Raw genomic sequence first — 20,438 nt, 5'->3', positions numbered from 1 at the left:
GAACGCGATGATCATCGGCAACAACCTGCACGTGGACGCCTTTTACGATAAGGCGACCTCGACCATCAGCTACCTGGTCATGGACTGCGAAACCCGCAAATGCGCATTGATCGACAGTGTGCTGGATTACGACCCCAAGTCCGGGTGCACTTGCACGGCATCGGCGGACCGCCTGGTCCAGCGCGTGACCGAGCTTGAAGCCAGCGTGCAGTGGGTGCTGGAAACCCATGTGCATGCAGACCATCTTTCGGCAGCGGCCTATTTGAAGGAAAAGCTCGGCGGCCATACCGCCATCGGCGCACACATCACCCAGGTACAGAAAGTTTTTGGTGCCTTGTTCAACGCCGAACCTGGCTTCGCCCGCGATGGCAGCCAGTTCGATGTGCTGTTCGAGGACGAGGAAGGTTTCCGCATTGGCAATCTGCATGCCCGCGCGTTGCACACCCCGGGGCACACGCCTGCGTGCATGAGCTTCATGATCGAGGACGCCGGCGAGACCGCGGTGTTCGTCGGCGACACCCTGTTCATGCCCGACTACGGTACCGCCCGTTGCGACTTCCCAGGGGCCGATGCCCGCACCTTGTACCGCTCGATCCGTCGCCTGTTGGCCTTCCCCGACCAGACCCGGCTCTTCATGTGCCACGACTACCTGCCGGGTGGCCGTGACATGCAGTACGTCACCACCGTGGCCGAGCAGCGCGCCAACAATATTCATATCCACCAGGGCATCGATGAGGACAGCTTCGTCGCCATGCGTGAAGCTCGCGACAAGACCCTCGAGATGCCCGTGCTGATCCTGCCTTCGGTGCAGGTAAACATGCGCAGCGGCCAGTTCCCCGCGCCGGAAGATAACGGTGTGAGCTACCTGAAGATTCCGCTGAACAAGCTGTGACCGCCCTGCCCCATAACCAGATTTACAGGATTTACCTCCATGCCTGCCTTGTTGTCCCCCGCCAATACCGACCACCACAAAGTGGTCATCGTCGGTGCTGGCGCCGCCGGAATCGCCACCGCTTCCAGCCTGATCAGCCGTGACCCGTCGCTGGACGTTACCTTGATCGACCCCGCCGACGTGCATTACTACCAGCCCGGCTGGACCATGGTCGGTGCGGGTGTGTTCAAGGCGCCAAGCACTGCTCGCACCATGGCCTCGACCATTCCGCGCGGCGTGCGCTGGATAAAGGCACGGGTGCAGAGGTTCGACCCGCTGGGCCAACTGGTCCTGCTCGAGGGCGGCCGCGCCATCAGTTATGAACAGCTGGTGGTCTGCCCGGGCCTCAAGCTGGATTGGGCAGCCATAGATGGCCTCAGCGAGACCTTGGGCCGCAACGGCGTCACCTCCAACTACCGCTACGATCTGGCACCCTACACCTGGGATCTGGTGCAGCAGCTCAAGCAAGGCCGAGCCCTGTTTTGCCAGCCGCCCATGCCGATCAAGTGCGCAGGCGCGCCGCAGAAGGCGTTGTACCTGTCTTGCGACCACTGGCTGCGGCACGGTCATCTGGGGGCTGTGAAAGCCAGCTTCTTCAATGCCGGCGCAGTGTTGTTCGGAGTGGCGGACTACGTGCCTGCACTGATGAAGTACATCGACAAGTACGCCGTGGACCTCAATTTTTCCCACCGCCTGGTCGCCGTGGACGGCCCGAACAAGCGCGCCACCTTCGTGCGCACCTTGGCCGATGGCAGCAGCGAAACCCGTATCGAGGCCTTCGACATGCTGCACGTGGTACCGCCGCAGGTGGCACCGGACTTCATTCGTGAAAGTCCGCTGGCCGATTGCGCCGGCTGGGTCGATGTCGACCCGCACACCCTGCGCCATCGCCACTTCACCAATGTCCATGCCCTTGGGGACGTGATCAACACCAGCAATGCCAAGACCGCCGCCGCTGCACGCAAGCAGGCTCCGGTCGTGGCCAACAACGTGCTGGTGGCCCTGGGAAGGTTGCCTACCCTCGCCCAGTACGATGGTTATGGCTCGTGCCCGCTCACCGTCGAGCGCGGCAAGATCGTCCTGGCTGAATTCACCTATGGCGGCAAGCTGGCTCCAAGTTTCCCCAACTGGTTGCTGGATGGTCGCAAGCCGACACGTCTGGCCTGGTTGCTCAAGGCGCAGGTGCTGCCACCCCTGTACTGGAAAGGCATGCTCAAGGGCCGCGAGTGGCTGGCACGGCCACAGCCGTTGGTAGCCGAGGGTCGGCAGTGATCGAACATCAATTACTGGGAGCGGGTCTGGGCGCGCTCATCGGTGCCGTGCTGGCGTTGACCGGTGCCGGCGGTGGCATTCTCGCAGTGCCTTTGCTGGTGTTCGGCCTGGGGTTGTCGATGGTCGAGGCAGCACCGGTCGGCCTGCTGGCAGTAGGCATGGCGGCGGCGGTGGGAGCAATGCTGGGCTTGCGGCAGGGCCTGGTGCGCTACCGGGCAGCGCTGTTCATCGCATTGATCGGTGTGGCAGCGGCGCCATTCGGGCTGATGCTGGCGCACCGCTTGCCGAACACGCCACTGCAGTTGGTGTTCGCTGTGGTGTTGGTGTATGCCTGCCTGCGTATCTGGCGCAAAGCGGCCAAGGAACTGCGCGGCGAAGCCAATGATGCCCATCGCTACATCGAACCCTGCGTGCTGAACCCGCTGCAGGGCCGTTTGCGCTGGACCCTGCCGTGCGCGCGCGCCCTGGCCTTCACGGGCGCATTGTCCGGGCTGCTGTCCGGCCTGCTCGGCGTGGGCGGTGGCTTTGTCATCATTCCGGCCCTTAACCGCTACACCAACCTGCGGATGGCCAGCATCGTCTCCACCTCGCTGGCGGTGATCGCGCTGGTGTCCACAGGCAGCGTGGTCAGCGCCAGCCTGGCAGGGGTCATGCACTGGCAGGTTGGCGCCCCGTTCGCTGTCGGCGCAGTGCTTGGCCTGCTGCTGGCGCGGCCGTTGGCGAACAGGCTGGCCGGGCCGCGCTTGCAGCAGATGTTTGCCGTGGCCGGTTGGGCCGCGGCTCTGCTGCTGGCCGGCAAGGCGCTATTGGGCTAGCAGCTCGCTCTGTTCCGCCGCGCACAGCGCCAGCAGGTAGTCCCACACCACCCGCAGTCGCACCGACTTGTGCAGTTCGCGGCGGGTGCAGATCCAGTAGCTGCGCTGGATGGTTTCGCCAGGTAGCACGCGCACTAGCGTCGGGTCGTGGCGGGCCATGTAGTTGGGCAGCACGGCGATGCCCAGCCCGGCGCGGGCGGCGGTTTGCTGGGCGATCACGCTGGTGCTGCGAAACACTACGCTGGGGGCCCGGCAGAAGCTGTTGAGAAACAGCAGCTCCTGGCTGAACAGCAAGTCGTCGACATAACCAATCCAGCTGTGCCGGGCCAGGTCCTCGCGGTTGCGCAGCGGGGGCGCACGGTCCAGGTAGTCCTGGCTGGCATACAGGGCCAGGCGGTAGTCGGTGAGCTTGCGGGTGATCAGCAGGTCGGCGCTGGGCCGTTCCAGGTGGATGCTGATCTCTGCCTCACGATTGAGGATGCTGACGAAGCGCGGCACCGCCACCAGTTCCACTTCCAGGCCGGGGTAGCGCTCGAACAGCGCATTCATGCGCGGTGTGAAGAACATGATGCCGATGCCTTCGGTCACCCCCAGGCGAATCTTGCCGAGCGGCGTGATGGCTTGGGTGATTTCTTCCTGTGCCAGCAGGGCGACGTTTTCCATGGCTTCTGCGTGCTTGAGAAGAGCTTGGCCCGAGGGCGTCAGTTCATAGCCCTGGGCATGCTGCACGAACAGTGCGGTACCCAGGCTTTGCTCGATGCTCTCGATGTGCCGGGCAACGGTGCTGTGAGTGGTGTTGAGGCGCTTGGCGGCGGTAAGCAGGCGCCCGCTGCGCTGCAACTCGAGGAAAAAACGCAGATCGTTCCAGTCGAACATGCTGATCCTTTTTGGCAGTTCGTTCCGGCCTCTTCGCGGACATGCCCGCGAAGAGGCCGTTACAGACTTGCCACTGTGCTAAAACGCACAGCGGCTGCGCGAAATCTCGTGTTTCCTCCACGAAATTACTCACTAAGATGGATCGGGACAAGAATAATAATCAGGCCCGAGGTTGCACATGCCATCAGCCGATTCTGTCTTCGACTACGTGGTCGTGGGGGCCGGGCCCGCCGGTTGCCTGCTGGCCAATCGTTTGTCCGCCGACCCTTCCTGCCGCGTGCTGCTGCTGGAGGCGGGTGGCCGCGACAACTATCCCTGGATCCATATCCCCGTCGGTTACCTCTATTGCATCGGCAACCCACGCACCGATTGGTGCTTCAAGACCGAGGCGCAGCCCGGCCTGGGCGGTCGCGCGCTGGGCTATCCACGCGGCAAGGTTTTGGGTGGCTGCTCCTCGATCAACGGCATGATCTACATGCGCGGCCAGGCCGCCGACTACGACCTTTGGGCCGAGCAAGGCAACGACGGCTGGGCCTGGAAGGACGTACTTCCGCTGTTCAAGGCCAGCGAAAGCCACTATGCCGGCGCCAGCGAGCACCACGGTGGTGATGGCGAATGGCGGGTCGAGCGACAGCGCTACAGCTGGCCGATCCTCGATGCCTTCCGTGATGCCGCCGAGCAGAGCGGCATCGGCAAGGTCGATGACTTCAATACCGGCGACAACCAGGGGTGTGGATATTTCCAGGTCAACCAGCGCAGCGGTGTGCGCTGGAACGCTTCCAAGGCTTTCCTGCGGCCGATCAAGGACCGCCCAAACCTCACCGTGCTGACTGGCGTTCAGGTTGACCAGGTGCTGCTCAACAACACCCGTGCGCGGGCGGTAAAGGCATTCTGGCAGGGTGCCTGGCACGAGTTTGCGGCACGTCGCGAGATCATCCTCTGCGCGGGCGCTGTGGGCTCTCCCGGTATCCTGCAACGCTCCGGCATCGGTCCACGGCAGCTACTGGAAAGTCTGGGTATTGGCGTGCGTCATGACATGCCAGGCGTTGGCGGCAACCTGCAGGATCACCTGCAGCTGCGCCTGATCTACCAGATCCGCAATACCCGTACCCTGAACCAGATGGCCAACAGCCTGTGGGGCAAGATGGGCATGGGCTTGCGCTACCTCTATGATCGCAGTGGCCCGCTGGCCATGGCGCCGAGTCAGTTGGGCGCATTCGTGCGTTCAAGCTCGGAGCAGGCCACCGCCAACCTGCAGTACCACGTGCAGCCGCTGTCACTTGAGCGCTTCGGCGAGCCGCTGCACAGGTTCCCGGCCTTTACCGCCTCGGTATGCAACCTGCGCCCGGCCAGCCGCGGGCGTATCGATATCCGCAGCAGCGACATGAACAGCACTCCGCTGATCGACCCCAACTATCTCAGCGACCCCCAGGACCTACGCGTCGCCGCCGACTCCATTCGCCTTACCCGACGTATCGTCCAGGCCCCTGCCCTCGCTGCGTTCGACCCGAAGGAATACCTGCCGGGCCCAGCCCTGCAAACCGAAGAAGAGCTGTTCGAAGCCGCCGGCAAGATCGGCACCACCATCTTCCACCCGGTAGGCACCTGCCGCATGGGCAATGGCGAACTGGACGTTGTGGATAACCAGTTGCGCGTACACGGCATCCCTGGCCTGCGCGTGGCGGACGCATCGATCATGCCGCAGATCACCTCTGGCAATACCTGTTCACCCACCCTGATGATCGCCGAGAAGGCGGCGCAACTGATTCTCAAAGGAGCTGCGACCCAGACCTATCTGAACGAAGACGCGATACCGACGCCCTGAACGAGGGTGCGTGCAGTACCGGCAGCTGGCGGTCAGAAGCTGCCGACAGTGGAACAACAAGAATAATCACTGTGGCCTGCGGGCCGAGGACAGCAACGATGTCGGATTACATCCAAGAGCAGGGTGCGGCGGCCAGCAGCTCCAACCGTCGTGAAGAACGCAAGATCATTTTCGCGTCATCCCTCGGGACAGTTTTCGAGTGGTATGACTTTTTTCTCTATGGGGCGCTGGCAGCGGTCATCAGCAAGCAGTTCTTCGCTGGCGTGAACGACACCACTGCCTTCATCTTTGCCCTCATGGCCTTTGCCGCTGGCTTCCTGGTGCGGCCGTTTGGTGCGCTGGTGTTCGGCCGCCTGGGCGACATGATCGGGCGCAAGTACACTTTTCTGGTCACTATCGTGCTGATGGGCCTATCCACCTTTGCGGTGGGGCTGTTGCCCACCTATGCCAGCATTGGCATCGCGGCACCGATCATCCTGGTGGTCCTGCGCATGCTGCAAGGGCTGGCGCTGGGCGGTGAATACGGCGGTGCGGCCACCTATGTTGCCGAGCATGCGCCACCCGGCAAACGCGGCTTCCACACTGGTTTCATCCAGTCCACCGCTACCCTCGGTCTGTTGTTGTCGCTGGTGGTGGTGCTGGGCAGCCGTTATGTAAGCGGCGACCAATTCGAAACCTGGGGCTGGCGCCTGCCGTTCCTGCTGTCGATCGTGCTGCTGGCGATATCTACCTGGATCCGCATGAGCATGCATGAGTCGCCGGCGTTCGTGAAAATGAAGGCCCAAGGCAAGGTCAGCAAGTCGCCGATCCGGGAGTCGTTCACGTCCTGGCCGAACCTGAAAGTGGTGCTCACCGCGCTGTTCAGCATCAACGCCGGGCAGGCCGTGACCTTTTACACGGCGCAATTCTATGTGCTGTTCTTCATGACCCAGATGCTGAAGATGGACCCGGCGCAGGCCAACACCCTGCTGATCATCAGCGTGGTGATTGGTGCGCCGTTCTTCGTGTTCTTTGGCTGGTTGTCCGACCGTATTGGTCGCAAGCCGATCCTGATGCTCGGCCTGCTGCTGGCCACGGTGCTTTATTTCCCGATGTTCAAAGCGCTGAGCCACTACGCCAACCCACAGATCGACGCGGCCAGCCGCCAGGCGCCGATCGTGGTCACTGCCGACCCGCAAGGCTGCACCTTCCAGTTCGACCCGGTGGGCAAGGCGCGTTTCGACAGCCCGTGCGACAGGGTCAAGACCTTCCTGGTCAAGCAGGGCCTGCCTTACAGCTCGGTCGATGTGGCCGGCAGCGATGTAGTGGTGAACATCGGCGACAAGACCATCAACGGCTTCGACGAAGCGGCCATGCGTGCGGCGGTGGAACAGGCTGGCTACCCGGCCAAGGCCGACCCTGGGCAGGTCAATCAAGTGATGGTGGTGGTGTTGATCGTGGCGATGATACTGATCGCGACCATGACCTATGGGCCGCTGGCGGCGGTGATGGTCGAGCTGTTCCCGACTCGTATCCGCTACACCTCGATGTCACTGCCCTATCACATTGGCAACGGCTGGTTCGGTGGCTTCCTGCCAACGGTGTCGTTCGCGCTGGTGGTGTATACCGGGGATATCTTCTACGGGCTGTGGTACCCGGTGCTGGTGACCGGGGTCAGCCTGGTGGTGGGGATCTTCTGCCTGAAAGAAACCAAGGATGTGGATATCGACAAGATCTGACGGTTGGCACGGGCTTCTTGTAGGAGCGGCCTTGTGTCGCGAAAGGGCCGCAAAGCGGCCCCGGGGCATCAGCAGTGATGCACAAATTGCTGGGGCTGCCTTGCAGCCCTTTCGCGACACAAGGCCGCTCCTACACCGATCACCAACACCCGCATGAGCCCATAAAAAAACCGGCTGTAAAAGCCGGTTTTCTTATGCCCAGAAAAAACTTATGCACGATTTTCAGAAAAATGTCATACGCAGAAATAAATAGCTAATTCAAAGACTTAGCGATCACTTCAGGGTTTTAATCCAAAAACAGTTCACAAGTTATCCACAGATGATCAAGCCATCTGCTCCTGGGGCTTTTCCTCTGCCGGCGGCAGTGAACCCATGGCCCGCTGGGTCGCTTCGTTCCACGCCGCGGCGCGGTCGTTGAGCTCGGCGATGGCCCGTGGTCCGGTACCGTTGGCGTACATCGGTTCGCCAATCACCACCTCGATCGTGCCAGCGCGCTTGCCCCAGCCGGTCTTCGGCCAGAACTTGCCGGCATTATGGGCAATCGGCAGCACCGGCAACCCGGCATTCACTGCCAGCGCGGTACCGCCACGCGAGAACTTGCCCATGGTGCCAAATGGCACGCGGGTGCCTTCCGGGAAGATCAACACCCAGGTCTTCTGCTTGAGCAGCTCGTCACCCTTGCTGGCTACCTGGCGCAGGGCTTCCTTGGGGTTATCGCGGTTGATCGCGATAGGCCGCAGCATGGCCATGGCCCAACCGAAGAACGGCACGTACAGCAACTCGCGCTTGAGCACCTGGCTTAGCGGCGAGAAATACTGGGAAATGAAGAAGGTCTCCCAGGTGCTCTGGTGGTTGGACAGAATCACGCAAGGTTCAGCAGGCACGTTCTCGGCGCCAGTGATCCTGTAGTCGATACCCAGGATGGTGCGCACAAGGAACAACGCGCAACGGCACCAGTACACGTTGATGAACTTGTAGCGCTTGGGGAATGACAGGAAAGGCGCGACGAAGAAGCTCAGCGAGCACCACAGTAGCGAACTGGTGCCCAGCAGCAGGTAAAAAAGAAAGATTCTGATCGCCTGCAGGATCGACATAGTGGCTTGTACCATTGCGGGGCATGCCCGCCTGAGAAAAATGCGCCCGAAGGCGCACTGTTTAAATTAGTTCTCTGGCGATAGCTGCCAGATCGTCGAAAATCAGTGTAGTTTCCGGGACGCCTTTTTCCAGGGTCCGCTCGCCCTTGCCGGTTTTTACCAGCACGGGTTGTGCACCGACGGCCAGGGCGGCCTCCAGGTCACCTTTGCTGTCGCCAACGAACCAGACGCCTTCCAGGCCGACCTGGTAATGCTCGGCAATCGCCCGCAGCATGCCAGGCTTGGGCTTGCGGCAATCGCAGCCTTCGTCCGGCCCGTGCGGGCAATACACGATGTGGCCAACTTCGCCACCCTGCTCGGCCACCAGCGCGCGCAGGCGCGCGTGCATGGCCTCGAGGGTGGCCAGCGCATAGTAGCCACGGGCAATGCCGGACTGGTTGGTGGCTACGGCCACCGTCCAGCCCGCCTTGCTCAACTGCGCGATCGCTTCGACCGAGCCAGGGATCGGCACCCACTCGTCCAGCGTCTTGATGTAGGCGTCGGAGTCATGGTTGATTACTCCGTCACGGTCGAGAATCAGCAGTTTCAAGGCTTACCCCAGCAGCGAAATATCGGCCACGCCCAGGAACAGGCCGCGCAGGCGGCTGAGCAGGGCATAACGGTTGGCGCGTACCTTGGCATCCTCGGCGTTGACCATTACCGCCTCGAAGAAGGCGTCGACCGGGTCACGCAGGGCCGCCAGGCGGGCCAGCGACTCGCTGTACTGGCGTGCAGCAGCCATGGGTTGCACGGCCTGGTCGGCCTGCTGGATGGCCGAGTACAGGGAGAACTCGTTGGCGTTGTCGAAGTATTTCGGCTCGACATGATCGGCGATGGCGCCTTCGGCCTTGCTCAGCAGGTTCGACACGCGCTTGTTCACTGCGGCCAGAGCCTCGGCTTCCGGCAGCTTGCGGAAGGCTTGTACAGCCTGCACGCGCTGGTCGAAGTCCAGGGCAGAACCTGGCTGCAGGGCACGTACCGACAGGTAGGTGGCCACATCGATGCCTTCGTCTTCGTAACGCGCACGCAGGCGGTCGAAGATGAACTCCAGCACCTGTTCGGCCAGGCCGGCGGCCTTGACCTTGGCGCCGAACTGCTTGACCGCGAACTCGACCGCACCGGTCAGGTCCAGGTCCAGCTGCTTCTCGATCAAGATACGCAGCACGCCCAGTGCGGCACGGCGCAGGGCGTACGGGTCTTTGCTGCCGGTAGGCAGCATGCCGATGCCGAAGATGCCGACCAAGGTGTCGAGCTTGTCGGCGATGGCCACGGCAGCACCGGTGAGGGTCTGCGGCAGCTCGGCGCCAGCACCGCGCGGCATGTACTGCTCGTTCAGGGCAAGGGCAACGTCTTCCGGCTCACCGTCGTTGAGCGCGTAGTAGTAACCGGCAACACCCTGCATTTCAGGGAATTCGCCGACCATCTCGGTGGCCAGGTCGCACTTCGACAGCAGGCCCGCACGGCCTGCGCGCTGGGCGTCGCCGCCGATCAGCGGGGCGATGAAGGCGGCCAGCCTGGAAACGCGCTCGGCCTTGTCGTACACGGTACCCAGTTGAGCCTGGAACACCACGTTCTTCAGGCGCTCGTTGAAGGTTTCCAGCGGCTGCTTCTTGTCCTGCTTGAAGAAGAACTCGGCATCGGTCAGGCGTGGGCGCACGACCTTCTCGTTGCCTTGCACGATCTGCTTCGGGTCGCGGCTCTCGACGTTGGCCACGGTGATGAAGCGCGGCAGCAGCTTGCCTTCGCTGTCCAGCAGGCAGAAGTACTTCTGGTTGTCCTGCATGGTGGTGATTAGGGCTTCCTGTGGCACTTCGAGGAAACGCTCCTCGAACGAGCACACCAGCGGCACCGGCCATTCGACCAGGGCGGTCACTTCGTCCAGCAGCGCCGGCGGCACGATGGCGCTGCCTTCCTGCTGCATGGCCAGTTCGGCGGTACGCTTGCTGATCAGCTCGCGGCGCTCTGCGAAGTCGGCCAGCACGTAGGCTTTGCGCAGGTCTTCGACGTAGTTGGCCGGGGTGGTGATGACCACGTTTTCCGGGTGGTGGAAGCGGTGGCCACGGGATTCACGGCCGGCCTTCTGCGACAGGATGGTGCAGTCGACCACCTGGTCGCCCAGCAGCATCACCAGCCATTGGGTCGGGCGCACGAACTCTTCACGGCTGGCCGCCCAGCGCATGCGCTTGGGGATCGGCAGGTCGTTGAGCGAATCTTCGACGATGGTCGGCAGCAGGCCAGCGGTGGCCTTGCCCGGGATGTGCTGGGAGAAGCGCAGCTTGGGGCCGCTCTGGTCGATTTCCGACAGCTCCACACCGCATTTCTTGGCAAAGCCCAAGGCAGCCTGGGTCGGCTCGCCGTCTTTGAAAGCAGCCTGCAGGGGCGGGCCGTCGATGTTGATGCTGCGATCAGGCTGCTGCACGTCCAGCTGGCGAATCAGCACGGCCAGGCGACGCGGCGCGGCGTAAACTTGCTTGCCGGTGTAGTTCAGGCCAGCGGCCTGCAGGCCTTTCTCGATACCAGCCAGGAAGGCTTCGCCGAGGCTGGCGAGGGCCTTCGGTGGCAGCTCTTCGGTGCCCAGTTCTACCAGGAAATCTTGAGCACTCATTGTGCAGCCTCCAGCTTAGCCAACACTTCGTCACGCAGTTCAGGGGTGGCCATCGGGAAGCCCAGGCGTGCGCGGGCTTGCAGATAGCTTTGCGCCACGTCCCGGGCCAGGGTACGTACACGCAGGATGTAGCGCTGGCGCTCGGTTACCGAGATGGCACGGCGGGCGTCCAGCAGGTTGAAGGTGTGCGAGGCCTTCAGCACCATTTCATAGGTCGGCAGCGGCAGCTCAAGCTTGATCAGGCGGTTGGCTTCGCTTTCGTAGAAGTCGAACAGCTCGAACAGCTTCTCGACGTTGGCGTGCTCGAAGTTGTAGGTCGACTGCTCCACCTCGTTCTGGTGGAACACGTCGCCATAGGTGACCTTGCCGAACGGGCCGTCGGCCCACACCAGGTCGTACACCGAGTCGACACCCTGGATGTACATGGCCAGGCGCTCCAGGCCGTAGGTGATTTCACCGGTAACCGGGTAGCACTCGATGCCGCCTACCTGCTGGAAGTAGGTGAACTGAGTGACTTCCATGCCGTTGAGCCAGATTTCCCAGCCCAGGCCCCAGGCGCCGAGGGTCGGCGATTCCCAGTTGTCTTCGACGAAGCGAATGTCGTGGACCAGCGGGTCCAGGCCGATGGCTTTCAGCGAGCCGAGGTACAGCTCCTGGAAGTTGGCCGGGTTGGGCTTCAGTACCACCTGGAACTGGTAGTAGTGCTGCAGGCGGTTGGGGTTTTCGCCATACCGCCCGTCGGCAGGGCGACGGCTAGGCTGCACATAGGCGGCGTTCCAGGTTTCTGGACCCACGGCGCGCAGGAATGTAGCGGTGTGGAAAGTGCCGGCGCCTACTTCCATATCGTAGGGCTGAAGCACCACACAACCTTGCTCGGCCCAGTAGTTCTGCAGGGCGAGGATCAGGTCTTGGAAGGTACGCACGGCTGGCGTAGGCTGGCTCACGAAATTCACCTGTATCTGGGGATGCGGATGTAAAGAGCGGGAGTATAACCTGATTCGCCTCGCCCTCTACTCATTGGAGCCTTATGCCACGCTGCTTTTGGTGTACCGACGATCCGTTGTACCAGGCCTACCATGACCAGGAATGGGGAACGCCCCAGCGTGACCCGGCGTTGCTGTTCGAGATGCTTTTGCTCGAAGGGTTCCAGGCAGGGCTGTCGTGGATCACCGTATTGCGTAAACGCGAGCGTTATCGCGAGGTGATGCACGGCTTCGATCCGGTGAAACTCGCCGTCATGAGTGACGAACGCATCGAGGAGCTGATGCAGGATGCCGGCATCATCCGCAACCGCCTCAAGCTCAAGGCTGCCAGGCGCAATGCTCAGGCGTGGCTGGCTGTGGACAACCCGGCCGACTGGCTCTGGTCATTCGTCGGTGGTGCGCCGAAGATCAACCACTTCAGGGGCCGCGGCGAGGTGCCAGCGGTTACCGATGAAGCCAAGGCGATGAGCAAAGCCCTGCAGAAAGCCGGCTTCACGTTCGTTGGCCCGACCATCTGCTATGCCTTCATGCAGGCGACCGGCATGGTCATGGACCACACCACCGATTGCGATCGCTACGCCGCCTTGTTGCGCTGAGGGGTTACAATGCGCGCCTTGTTGAAATAAGGAATTCGCCTGTGGAAAAGTTCAAGGGCGCCCTGATGGTCGGGGTGCTGCGTCTGTTTGCCAAGCTGCCCTGGGGCGCTGTGCAGCGCGTTGGCGCCGGTATCGGCTGGCTGATGTGGAAGATCCCCAACGGCTCGCGCAATGTCGTGCGCATCAACCTGGCCAAGTGCTTCCCGGAGATGAACCCTGCCGAGCGCGAGCAGCTGGTTGGCCGCGCGTTGAAGGATATCGGTAAATCCTTCGTCGAAAGTGCCTGTGCCTGGATCTGGCCGCCGCAGCGCTCGCTGGAGCTGGTCAAGGAAGTGCACGGCCTGGAAGTGCTGGAGCAGGCCTTGGCCTCGGGCAAGGGCGTGGTCGGCATCACCAGCCACCTGGGCAACTGGGAAGTGCTGAACCACTTCTACTGCAACCAGTGCAAACCGATCATCTTCTACCGCCCGCCGAAGCTGAAGGCGGTGGATGACCTGCTGCGCGAGCAGCGGGTGCAGATGGGCAACCGCGTGGCGCCTTCGACCAAGGAAGGCATCCTCAGTGTGATCAAGGAAGTGCGCCGTGGTGGCCAGGTGGGTATTCCAGCCGACCCGGAGCCGGCGGAGTCGGCGGGGGTATTCGTGCCGTTCCTGGGAACCCAGGCGCTGACCAGCAAGTTCGTGCCGAACATGCTGGCAGGGGGCAAAGCGGTGGGGGTGTTCCTGCATGCCCTGCGGCTGCCGGATGGCTCGGGCTTCAAGGTGTTTCTGGAGGCGGCGCCGGAAGAGATGTACAGCACCGACGTGACCGTGTCGGCAGCGGCGATGAGCAAAGTGGTCGAGCGCTATGTGCGCGAGTACCCGAGCCAGTACATGTGGAGCATGAAGCGCTTCAAGAAGCGCCCGGCTGGCGAGGCGCGCTGGTACTGAGTTATCCACTGCTCTTCCAGTAGGCTGAATGCACTTCTGCCTGTGGTAGCAAGGACCTTGTGGGAGCGCGTTACCCGCGAATGCAATGTTGGCTTCACCGACGCATTCGCGGGTGAACCCGCTCCCACAGAGACCGCGTCAGCTTGAGATTTTGTCGAGCTTCTTCAGAAACACGGTCATCTCTTTTTCGGCCTGCTTGTCCCCATGGGCTTGCGCCGCCACGATCCCCTCCTCCCAGGCCTTGCGCGCCGCCGCCAGGTCCCCCTGCAACTGATGCGCCTTGCCCAGCAGCTTCCACGCTGCCGAGTACTTCGGGTCCTGTTCCACGCAGCGTGCCAGATGCACCGCCGCTTCAGCGCCATTGCCTTCGTCCAGCCAGGCCTTGCCCAGCCCGAACCTCAGCAGCGGGTTATCCACACCCTTGGCCAGCATCTTCTCCAGCGATTCGCGCATGCCTCGTGCTCCTAGAAGAAACTCAAGCCAACGTGGAACAGCTTCTCCACATCCCGAATATGCTTTTTATCCACAACGAACAGGATCACATGGTCGCCCGATTCGATCATGGTGTCGTCGTGGGCAATCATCACCTCTTCGTCACGAATGATCGCACCGATGGTAGTACCCGGCGGCAAGGCGATGTCTTCGATCGCCTTGCCGACCACCTTGCTCGACTTCGAATCCCCGTGCGCCACTGCTTCGATAGCTTCGGCAGCGCCACGGCGCAGCGAGTGCACGCTGACGATATCGCCTCGGCGCACGTGCGCCAGCAGGGTACCGATGGTGGCCAGCTGCGGGCTGATGGCGATGTCGATATCGCCACCCTGCACCAGGTCGACATAGGCTGGGTTGTTGATGATGGTCATCACCTTGCGCGCACCCAGGCGCTTGGCCAGCAGCGACGACATGATGTTGGCCTCGTCGTCGTTGGTCAGGGCCAGGAAGATATCGGCGTCGGCGATGTTCTCCTCCAGCATCAGGTCCTTGTCCGAGGCGCTGCCCTGCAGCACCACGGTGCTTTCCAGGGTGTCGGAGAGATGCCGGCAACGGGCCGGGCTCATCTCGATGATCTTCACCTGGTAGCGGCTTTCGATGGCCTCGGCCAGGCGTTCACCGATCTGCCCGCCACCGGCGATGACCACACGCTTGTTGGTTTCGTCGATACGGCGCAGCTCACCCATAACCGCGCGGATGTCCTTCTTCGCGGCGATGAAGAACACTTCGTCGTCTGCTTCGATAACCGTGTCGCCCCGCGGGGTGATCGGGCGGTCGCGGCGGAAGATGGCCGCAACACGGGTGTCGACGTTGGGCATATGCGCGCGGATCTGGCGCAGTTGCTGGCCTACCAGCGGGCCGCCGTAGTACGCCTTCACTGCCACCAGCTGGGCCTTTCCTTCAGCGAAGTCGATCACCTGCAGGGAGCCTGGGTGCTCGATCAGGCGCTTGATGTAGTTGGTCACCACCTGCTCGGGGCTGATCAACACATCGACCGGGATATGGTCGTTATCGAACAGCTCTTCGCGGGTCAGGTAGGCCGACTCGCGCACCCGGGCGATCTTGGTCGGGGTGTGGAACAGCGAATATGCCACCTGGCAGGCGACCATGTTGGTTTCGTCACTGTTGGTTACCGCCACCAGCATGTCGGCGTCGTCGGCACCGGCCTGGCGCAGCACCGTAGGCAGCGAGCCGCGGCCTTGCACGGTGCGGATGTCCAGGCGGTCGCCCAGGTCGCGCAGGCGGTCGCCGTCAGTGTCGACCACGGTGATGTCGTTGGCTTCGCTGGCCAGGTGCTCCGCCAGCGTACCGCCTACCTGGCCTGCGCCGAGGATGATGATCTTCATCCGCTACTCCCTACCCTTTGTTCTTATCCGCGCGAGGCGGCGATCTTGATCAGCTTGGCATAGTAGAAACCGTCGTGGCCGCCCTCCTGGGCCAGCAACTGGCGGCCGTGGGGCTGGCGCAGGCCGGCTTCGGTGGCCAGATCCAGCTCACGGGCACCTGGGGTGCGGGCGAGGAAGGCATCGATCACTTCGGTGTTCTCGGTCGGCAGGCTGGAGCAGGTGGCGTACAGCAGCATGCCGCCCACTTCCAGGGTCGGCCACAGGGCATCGAGCAGCTCGCCTTGCAGCGTGGCCAGGGCCGGGATGTCGTCGGCCTGACGGGTCAGCTTGATGTCCGGGTGTCGGCGGATCACGCCGGTGGCCGAGCACGGTGCGTCGAGCAGGATGCGCTGGAACGGCTTGCCGTCCCACCAGCTGGCGGTGTCGCGGGCATCGCAGGCGATCAGCTCGGCGTCCAGTTGCAGGCGGTCGAGGTTCTCGCGCACGCGGGTCAGGCGCTTGGCTTCGAGGTCGATGGCCACAACGTGAGCCAGGCCGGCTTCGGCTTCCAGCAGGTGGCAGGTCTTGCCGCCTGGTGCGCAGCAGGCGTCGAGCACGCGCTGGCCGGGGGCCAGCTCCAGCAGGTCGGCGGACAGCTGCGCGGCTTCGTCCTGCACGCTCACCCAGCCTTCGGCAAAGCCTGGCAGGCCGCGCACATCGCAGGCTTCGGCCAACACGATACCGTCACGGCTGTACTGGCAGGCGCTGGCGCCAATGCCCGCCTCGGCCAGCAGCGCCAGATAGGCATCGCGGCTGTGGTGGCGTCGGTTGACCCGCAGGATCATCGGCGGGTGGGCATTGTTGGCGGCACAGATGGCTTCCCACTGCTCCGGCCAGAAGGCCTTCAGCGACTTCTGCAGCCAGCGCGGGTGGGCGGTGCGTACCACTGGGTCGCGCTCCATGCCAGCCAGCAGTTCCTCGCCTTCGCGTTGAGCGCGGCGCAACACGGCATTGAGCAGGCCTTTTGCCCACGGCTTCTTCAGCTTGTCGGCACAGCCGACAGTCTCGCCGATGGCTGCGTGGGCCGGGATTCGGCTGTAGAACAGCTGGTACAGGCCGACCAGTAGCAGCGCCTGCACATCGGCATCGGCGGCCTTGAACGGCTTCTGCAGCAGCTGCGCGGCCAGCAGGTCGAGGCGTGGCTGCCAGCGCGCGGTGCCGAACGCCAGGTCCTGGGTCAGGCCGCGGTCGCGTTCATCGACCTTGTCCAGTTGCGCCGGCAGCGAGCTGTTCAGCGAGGCCTTGCCACTGAGCACAGCGGCAAGGGCGCGGGCGGCGGCGAGGCGTGGATTCATTGGCCCAGCACCTTGCCGCTGGCGAATTTCTCGCGACGGCTGTTGAACAGGTCGCTGAAGTTCAGCGGCTTGCCGCCGGGCAGTTGCAGGCGGGTCAGGCTCAGCGCCCCTTCACCGCAGGCGACTACAAGACCGTCCTTGCTGGCAGAGAGGATCTCGCCGGGGGTACCTGTCGCATTGGACAAGTTGGCGGCCAGCACTTTAACGCTTTCGCCATCGAGGGTGCTGTGGCAAACCGGCCACGGGTTGAAGGCACGGATCAGGCGCTCCAACTCGACGGCCGGGCGGCTCCAGTCGATACGCGCTTCGTCCTTGTTCAGCTTGTGCGCGTAGGTGGCCAGGGCATCGTCCTGAACTTCACCTTGCAGCGAACCATCGGCCAGGCCGGCGATGGCCTGGACGACTGCGGGCGGGCCCATCTCGGCCAAGCGATCGTGCAGGCTGCCGCCAGTGTCTTTGGCACTGATCGGGGTGACCACCTTGAGCAGCATCGGGCCGGTGTCCAGGCCTGCTTCCATACGCATCACAGTCACACCGCTCTCGGCGTCGCCGGCTTCCACGGCGCGCTGGATCGGTGCGGCACCGCGCCAGCGTGGCAGCAGGGAGGCATGGCTATTGATGCAGCCCAGGCGCGGGATATCCAGCACCACCTGCGGCAGGATCAGGCCATAGGCGACCACCACCATCAGGTCCGGCTTCAGCGCGGCCAGTTCGGCCTGGGCTTCGGCGTTGCGCAGCGTCGGCGGCTGAAACACAGGGATGTCATGGGCCACAGCCAATTGCTTCACCGCGCTCGGCATCAGTTTCTGGCCGCGCCCGGCCGGGCGGTCGGGCTGGGTGTAGACGGCCACGATCTCGTAGGGGCTGTCGAGCAAGGCCTTGAGGTGTTCGGCGGCAAACTCTGGAGTGCCTGCAAAGACGATGCGCATGGAGTTCTCGCTTCAAAAAAGAAAAAGGCTTGCCGGAGCAAGCCTTCTGGAAGGTGGGGATCAGGCTTGCTGGCGGTGCTGCTTTTCCAGCTTTTTCTTGATCCGGTCGCGCTTGAGCTGCGACAGGTAGTCGACGAACAGCTTGCCGTTGAGGTGATCGAATTCGTGCTGCACGCATACCGCCAGCAGGCCTTCGCACTCCAGCTCGTAAGGCTTGCCGTCACGGTCCTGGGCCTTGACCCGCACACGCAGCGGGCGGTCGACGTTCTCGTAGAAGCCAGGTACCGACAGGCAGCCTTCCTGGTACTGGCCCATGTCATGGGTCAGCTCTTCGACCGTGGGGTTGATGAAGACGCGCGGCTCGCTGCGGTCTTCACTGAGGTCCATGACCACGACTTGCTGGTGCACGTTGACCTGGGTGGCGGCCAGGCCAATGCCAGGGGCTTCGTACATGGTTTCAAACATGTCGTCGATCAGCTGACGCAGGGCGTCGTCGAACACCGTCACCGGCTTGGCGATGGTGCGCAGGCGCGGGTCCGGGAATTCGAGAATGTTCAAGATGGCCATAAGGTCAGGCAGTCACTGTGCGTTCGGTTGAAAACTGAGCACACATAATAAAGGGAAACGTGGATTTCAGCACCTGGCAAAGCTCGGCTAGGGTTTTCAAAAGCCGCTTATAGCCCATTCGATGGACAGGTTGTCAAAGCGTTATCAACAAAGTTATCCACAGTTTGTGCCACGTCGATGGCCCCGATTAGATCAAGGATGATCCTCATGCATACCTACCATTCGTCGCCTCTTCCACCTGCCGAGCTGGAGGCGAGATTACGCCTTCACCGGCTGCCGGAGACGGGATTGCGTCGCTTTAACACCTTGCTGGAGGCCTTTGGCAGTGCTTCATCGGCACTGTGCGCACCGGCCGGCGCGTGGCGCGCATTGGGCATACCACAGGCCACCATCGATGCACGGCGCAGTGCCGAAGTACGGGAAGGCGCACTGGCCGCAATGGCCTGGTTAGAGCGCCCGGGCCAGCATTTACTGATGTGGGACGGCCCTGGCTACCCGCCACTATTGGCGGAAATCGACGATGCCCCTCCACTGCTCTTCGTCGCTGGCAACCCGGCCTTGCTCGAGCGCCCACAGCTGGCAATTGTGGGCAGCAGGCGTGCTTCACCCCCGGCGCTCGACACCGCTGCGGCATTTTCCCGCTACTTGGCGCAGGCCGGTTTTACCATTACCAGCGGCTTGGCTGTGGGCATCGACGGTGCCGCTCATCGGGCCGCATTACAGGCCAATGGGGGCACGATTGGCGTGCTCGGTACAGGGTTGCAAAAACTTTATCCACAGCGCCACAAGTCGCTTGCGCAAGCGATGATAGACAACGGTAGCGCGCTGGTTTCCGAGTACCCGCTGGATGCCGGGCCGCTGCCCGGCAACTTCCCTCGGCGCAATCGCATCATCAGCGGCCTGTCGCTGGGCGTGCTGGTGGTCGAGGCCAGCCTGGCCAGTGGTTCTCTGATTACCGCACGCCTGGCTGCCGAGCAAGGCCGCGAGGTGTATGCCATACCGGGCTCCATTCACCACCCCGGGGCAAAGGGCTGCCACCAGTTGATCCGTGACGGCGCGCTGCTGGTGGAGAGCGTGGAGCAAATATTGGAAAGCCTGCAGGGCTGGCAGAACCTGCCGCCTGCGGTTGTGGATAAATTTGACCATCCCCTGCTCGCCCTGCTGCATGCTGCGCCACAAACCAGCGAAAGTCTGGCCCACTGCAGCGAGCTGCCGCTGGCCGACGTGCTGGCGCAGCTGACCGAACTGGAGCTGGAAGGCCGGGTCAGCAATGAAGCCGGGCGTTGGTTTGCCCGCGCGGGCTAAGTACACTGCTCACAAGCAAGGTATATAGGCGGAGTAACAGAAATGGTGAGCAGTTTTCGTGTGCAACAAGCCGCACGTGAGATCCGGGCGGGCGCAGTGATCGCCTATCCGACGGAAGCGGTCTGGGGCCTGGGCTGTGACCCGTGGAATGAGGACGCGGTGTATCGCCTGCTGGCGCTGAAGTCGCGGCCTGTGGATAAAGGCCTGATCCTGGTTGCCGACAACATCCGCCAGTTCGACTTCTTGTTCGAGGATTTCCCCGAAGACTGGATCGACCGCATGGGCAGTACCTGGCCGGGGCCGAACACCTGGCTGGTACCGCATCAGAACCTGTTGCCCGAGTGGGTGACCGGGGAGCATGACACCGTGGCGCTGCGTGTCAGCGACCACCCGTTGGTGCGCGAGCTTTGTGCGTTGGTGGGACCGTTGATTTCCACTTCGTGCAACCCGGGCGGGCGCCCGGCGGCGAAGACCCGGTTGCGGGTGGAGCAGTACTTCCATGGGCAGCTGGATCTGGTACTGGGCGGGGCATTGGGTGGAAGGAAGAACCCGAGTGTGATTCGTGACCTGGTGACTGGCGAAGTCGTTCGCCCGGGCTGATACCGCTGGCAAGGGCTTCGCCCTCGATCGCCGGCAAGCCAGCTTGTGTCTTGAGAGGGGATTAGAATCTGAAGTGAGAGCGGTGAATGGCAAGCTGAATGCCAGAGGTGCCTTGAGCACGTGTGGGAGCACAAGCTGCCATTCACCGTTCCACTTTGGCGAGAGCCCGAACAGTTGGATGA

At 62.8% G+C, this 20,438-nt stretch carries 19 protein-coding genes; 9 read left to right on the top strand and 10 right to left on the bottom strand.

What is annotated here, in order from left to right; translation table 11 throughout:
- Positions 1–7 precede the first annotated feature (7 nt).
- From CAF92_RS12940 to CAF92_RS12930, 3 genes are read left to right on the top strand one after another with little or no spacing between them, the layout of a single operon-like run.
- The gene (locus CAF92_RS12940; protein WP_085601061.1) at positions 8–892 is read left to right on the top strand and encodes an MBL fold metallo-hydrolase; all 885 of its coding nucleotides are present in this window, start codon (positions 8–10) and stop codon (positions 890–892) included.
- Positions 893–931: 39 nt separating this feature from the next.
- Complete coding sequence (locus CAF92_RS12935) at positions 932–2,203, top strand: FAD/NAD(P)-binding oxidoreductase (protein ID WP_046615318.1); 1,272 nt, start codon at positions 932–934, stop codon at positions 2,201–2,203.
- Entirely contained in the window at positions 2,200–3,018 is an 819-nt protein-coding gene (locus CAF92_RS12930) for a sulfite exporter TauE/SafE family protein (protein WP_085601060.1), read from the top strand. The genes CAF92_RS12935 and CAF92_RS12930 overlap by 4 nt, the downstream gene beginning before the upstream one ends.
- Here the strand turns inward: CAF92_RS12930 and CAF92_RS12925 are convergent.
- On the bottom strand, positions 3,007–3,894 hold the full coding sequence (locus CAF92_RS12925) for a LysR family transcriptional regulator (RefSeq protein ID WP_046615316.1): 888 nt from the start codon (positions 3,892–3,894) through the stop codon (positions 3,007–3,009). The two genes, CAF92_RS12930 and CAF92_RS12925, sit on opposite strands and share 12 nt — an antisense overlap.
- Positions 3,895–4,072: 178 nt before the next feature.
- Here CAF92_RS12925 and CAF92_RS12920 point away from each other — a divergent pair, with 178 nt between their 5' ends.
- On the top strand, positions 4,073–5,719 hold the full coding sequence (locus CAF92_RS12920; RefSeq protein WP_085601059.1) for a GMC family oxidoreductase: 1,647 nt from the start codon (positions 4,073–4,075) through the stop codon (positions 5,717–5,719).
- A 98-nt stretch (positions 5,720–5,817) separates the two neighbouring features.
- Positions 5,818–7,437: an MFS transporter gene (locus tag CAF92_RS12915; RefSeq protein WP_085601058.1), complete on the top strand. Its 1,620-nt coding sequence runs from the start codon at positions 5,818–5,820 to the stop codon at positions 7,435–7,437.
- Between the two features lie 323 nt (positions 7,438–7,760).
- Here the strand turns inward: CAF92_RS12915 and CAF92_RS12905 are convergent, their stop codons facing one another.
- Genes CAF92_RS12905 through glyQ form a run of 4 tightly spaced genes read right to left on the bottom strand, consistent with a single transcriptional unit; the run spans position 7,761 to position 12,119 of the window.
- Positions 7,761–8,546: a 1-acyl-sn-glycerol-3-phosphate acyltransferase gene (locus CAF92_RS12905; RefSeq protein WP_046615313.1), complete on the bottom strand. Its 786-nt coding sequence runs from the start codon at positions 8,544–8,546 to the stop codon at positions 7,761–7,763.
- Between the two features lie 46 nt (positions 8,547–8,592).
- Entirely contained in the window at positions 8,593–9,120 is a 528-nt protein-coding gene (gene gmhB / locus CAF92_RS12900; protein WP_085601056.1) for a D-glycero-beta-D-manno-heptose 1,7-bisphosphate 7-phosphatase, read from the bottom strand.
- A gap of 3 nt (positions 9,121–9,123) precedes the next feature.
- Positions 9,124–11,175, bottom strand: a complete 2,052-nt coding sequence (gene glyS, locus CAF92_RS12895; protein ID WP_085601055.1) for a glycine--tRNA ligase subunit beta — start codon at positions 11,173–11,175, stop codon at positions 9,124–9,126.
- Positions 11,172–12,119 (bottom strand): glycine--tRNA ligase subunit alpha, encoded by a 948-nt coding sequence (gene glyQ, locus CAF92_RS12890; protein ID WP_023377955.1) that lies wholly within the window; start codon positions 12,117–12,119, stop codon positions 11,172–11,174. The genes glyS and glyQ overlap by 4 nt, the downstream gene beginning before the upstream one ends.
- 83 nt (positions 12,120–12,202) lie before the next feature.
- On the opposite strand from glyQ, the gene CAF92_RS12885 reads away from it, so the two are divergent.
- Positions 12,203–12,754, top strand: coding sequence for a DNA-3-methyladenine glycosylase I (locus CAF92_RS12885; RefSeq protein ID WP_085601054.1), 552 nt, complete (start codon positions 12,203–12,205; stop codon positions 12,752–12,754).
- Positions 12,755–12,795: 41 nt separating this feature from the next.
- Entirely contained in the window at positions 12,796–13,683 is an 888-nt protein-coding gene (locus CAF92_RS12880) for a lysophospholipid acyltransferase (RefSeq protein ID WP_046615309.1), read from the top strand.
- Positions 13,684–13,821: 138 nt separating this feature from the next.
- Here CAF92_RS12880 and CAF92_RS12875 read toward each other — a convergent pair whose 3' ends face one another.
- From CAF92_RS12875 to def, 5 genes are read right to left on the bottom strand one after another with little or no spacing between them, the layout of a single operon-like run.
- Complete coding sequence (locus tag CAF92_RS12875) at positions 13,822–14,136, bottom strand: tetratricopeptide repeat protein (RefSeq protein ID WP_046615308.1); 315 nt, start codon at positions 14,134–14,136, stop codon at positions 13,822–13,824.
- Positions 14,137–14,147: 11 nt separating this feature from the next.
- A complete protein-coding gene (trkA, locus tag CAF92_RS12870) occupies positions 14,148–15,521 on the bottom strand; it encodes a Trk system potassium transporter TrkA (protein ID WP_013970264.1) in 1,374 nt (457 codons plus the stop codon).
- 23 nt (positions 15,522–15,544) lie between these two features.
- A complete protein-coding gene (gene rsmB, locus CAF92_RS12865) occupies positions 15,545–16,855 on the bottom strand; it encodes a 16S rRNA (cytosine(967)-C(5))-methyltransferase RsmB (protein WP_025337185.1) in 1,311 nt (436 codons plus the stop codon).
- A complete protein-coding gene (gene fmt / locus CAF92_RS12860; RefSeq protein WP_085601053.1) occupies positions 16,852–17,784 on the bottom strand; it encodes a methionyl-tRNA formyltransferase in 933 nt (310 codons plus the stop codon). The genes rsmB and fmt overlap by 4 nt, the downstream gene beginning before the upstream one ends.
- Before the next feature lie 60 nt (positions 17,785–17,844).
- Complete coding sequence (gene def, locus CAF92_RS12855) at positions 17,845–18,351, bottom strand: peptide deformylase (RefSeq protein ID WP_003260000.1); 507 nt, start codon at positions 18,349–18,351, stop codon at positions 17,845–17,847.
- Positions 18,352–18,558: 207 nt separating this feature from the next.
- Between def and dprA the strand changes: the two genes are divergently transcribed.
- Positions 18,559–19,656 carry a DNA-processing protein DprA gene (dprA, locus tag CAF92_RS12850; protein WP_085601052.1) on the top strand — a complete coding sequence of 366 codons (1,098 nt, stop codon included), beginning with the start codon at positions 18,559–18,561 and terminating at the stop codon, positions 19,654–19,656.
- Between the two features lie 42 nt (positions 19,657–19,698).
- Complete coding sequence (locus tag CAF92_RS12845; RefSeq protein WP_025337188.1) at positions 19,699–20,256, top strand: L-threonylcarbamoyladenylate synthase; 558 nt, start codon at positions 19,699–19,701, stop codon at positions 20,254–20,256.
- The last annotated feature ends 182 nt before the right edge of the window (positions 20,257–20,438 follow it).

Origin of the sequence: Pseudomonas sp. B10(2017), assembly GCF_002113295.1 — a bacterium.
Classification (GTDB): Bacteria; Pseudomonadota; Gammaproteobacteria; order Pseudomonadales; family Pseudomonadaceae; genus Aquipseudomonas; species Aquipseudomonas pudica.
The sequence above is the reverse complement of the archived record's forward strand: the minus strand, read 5'-3'. Positions and strand labels throughout refer to the sequence as shown.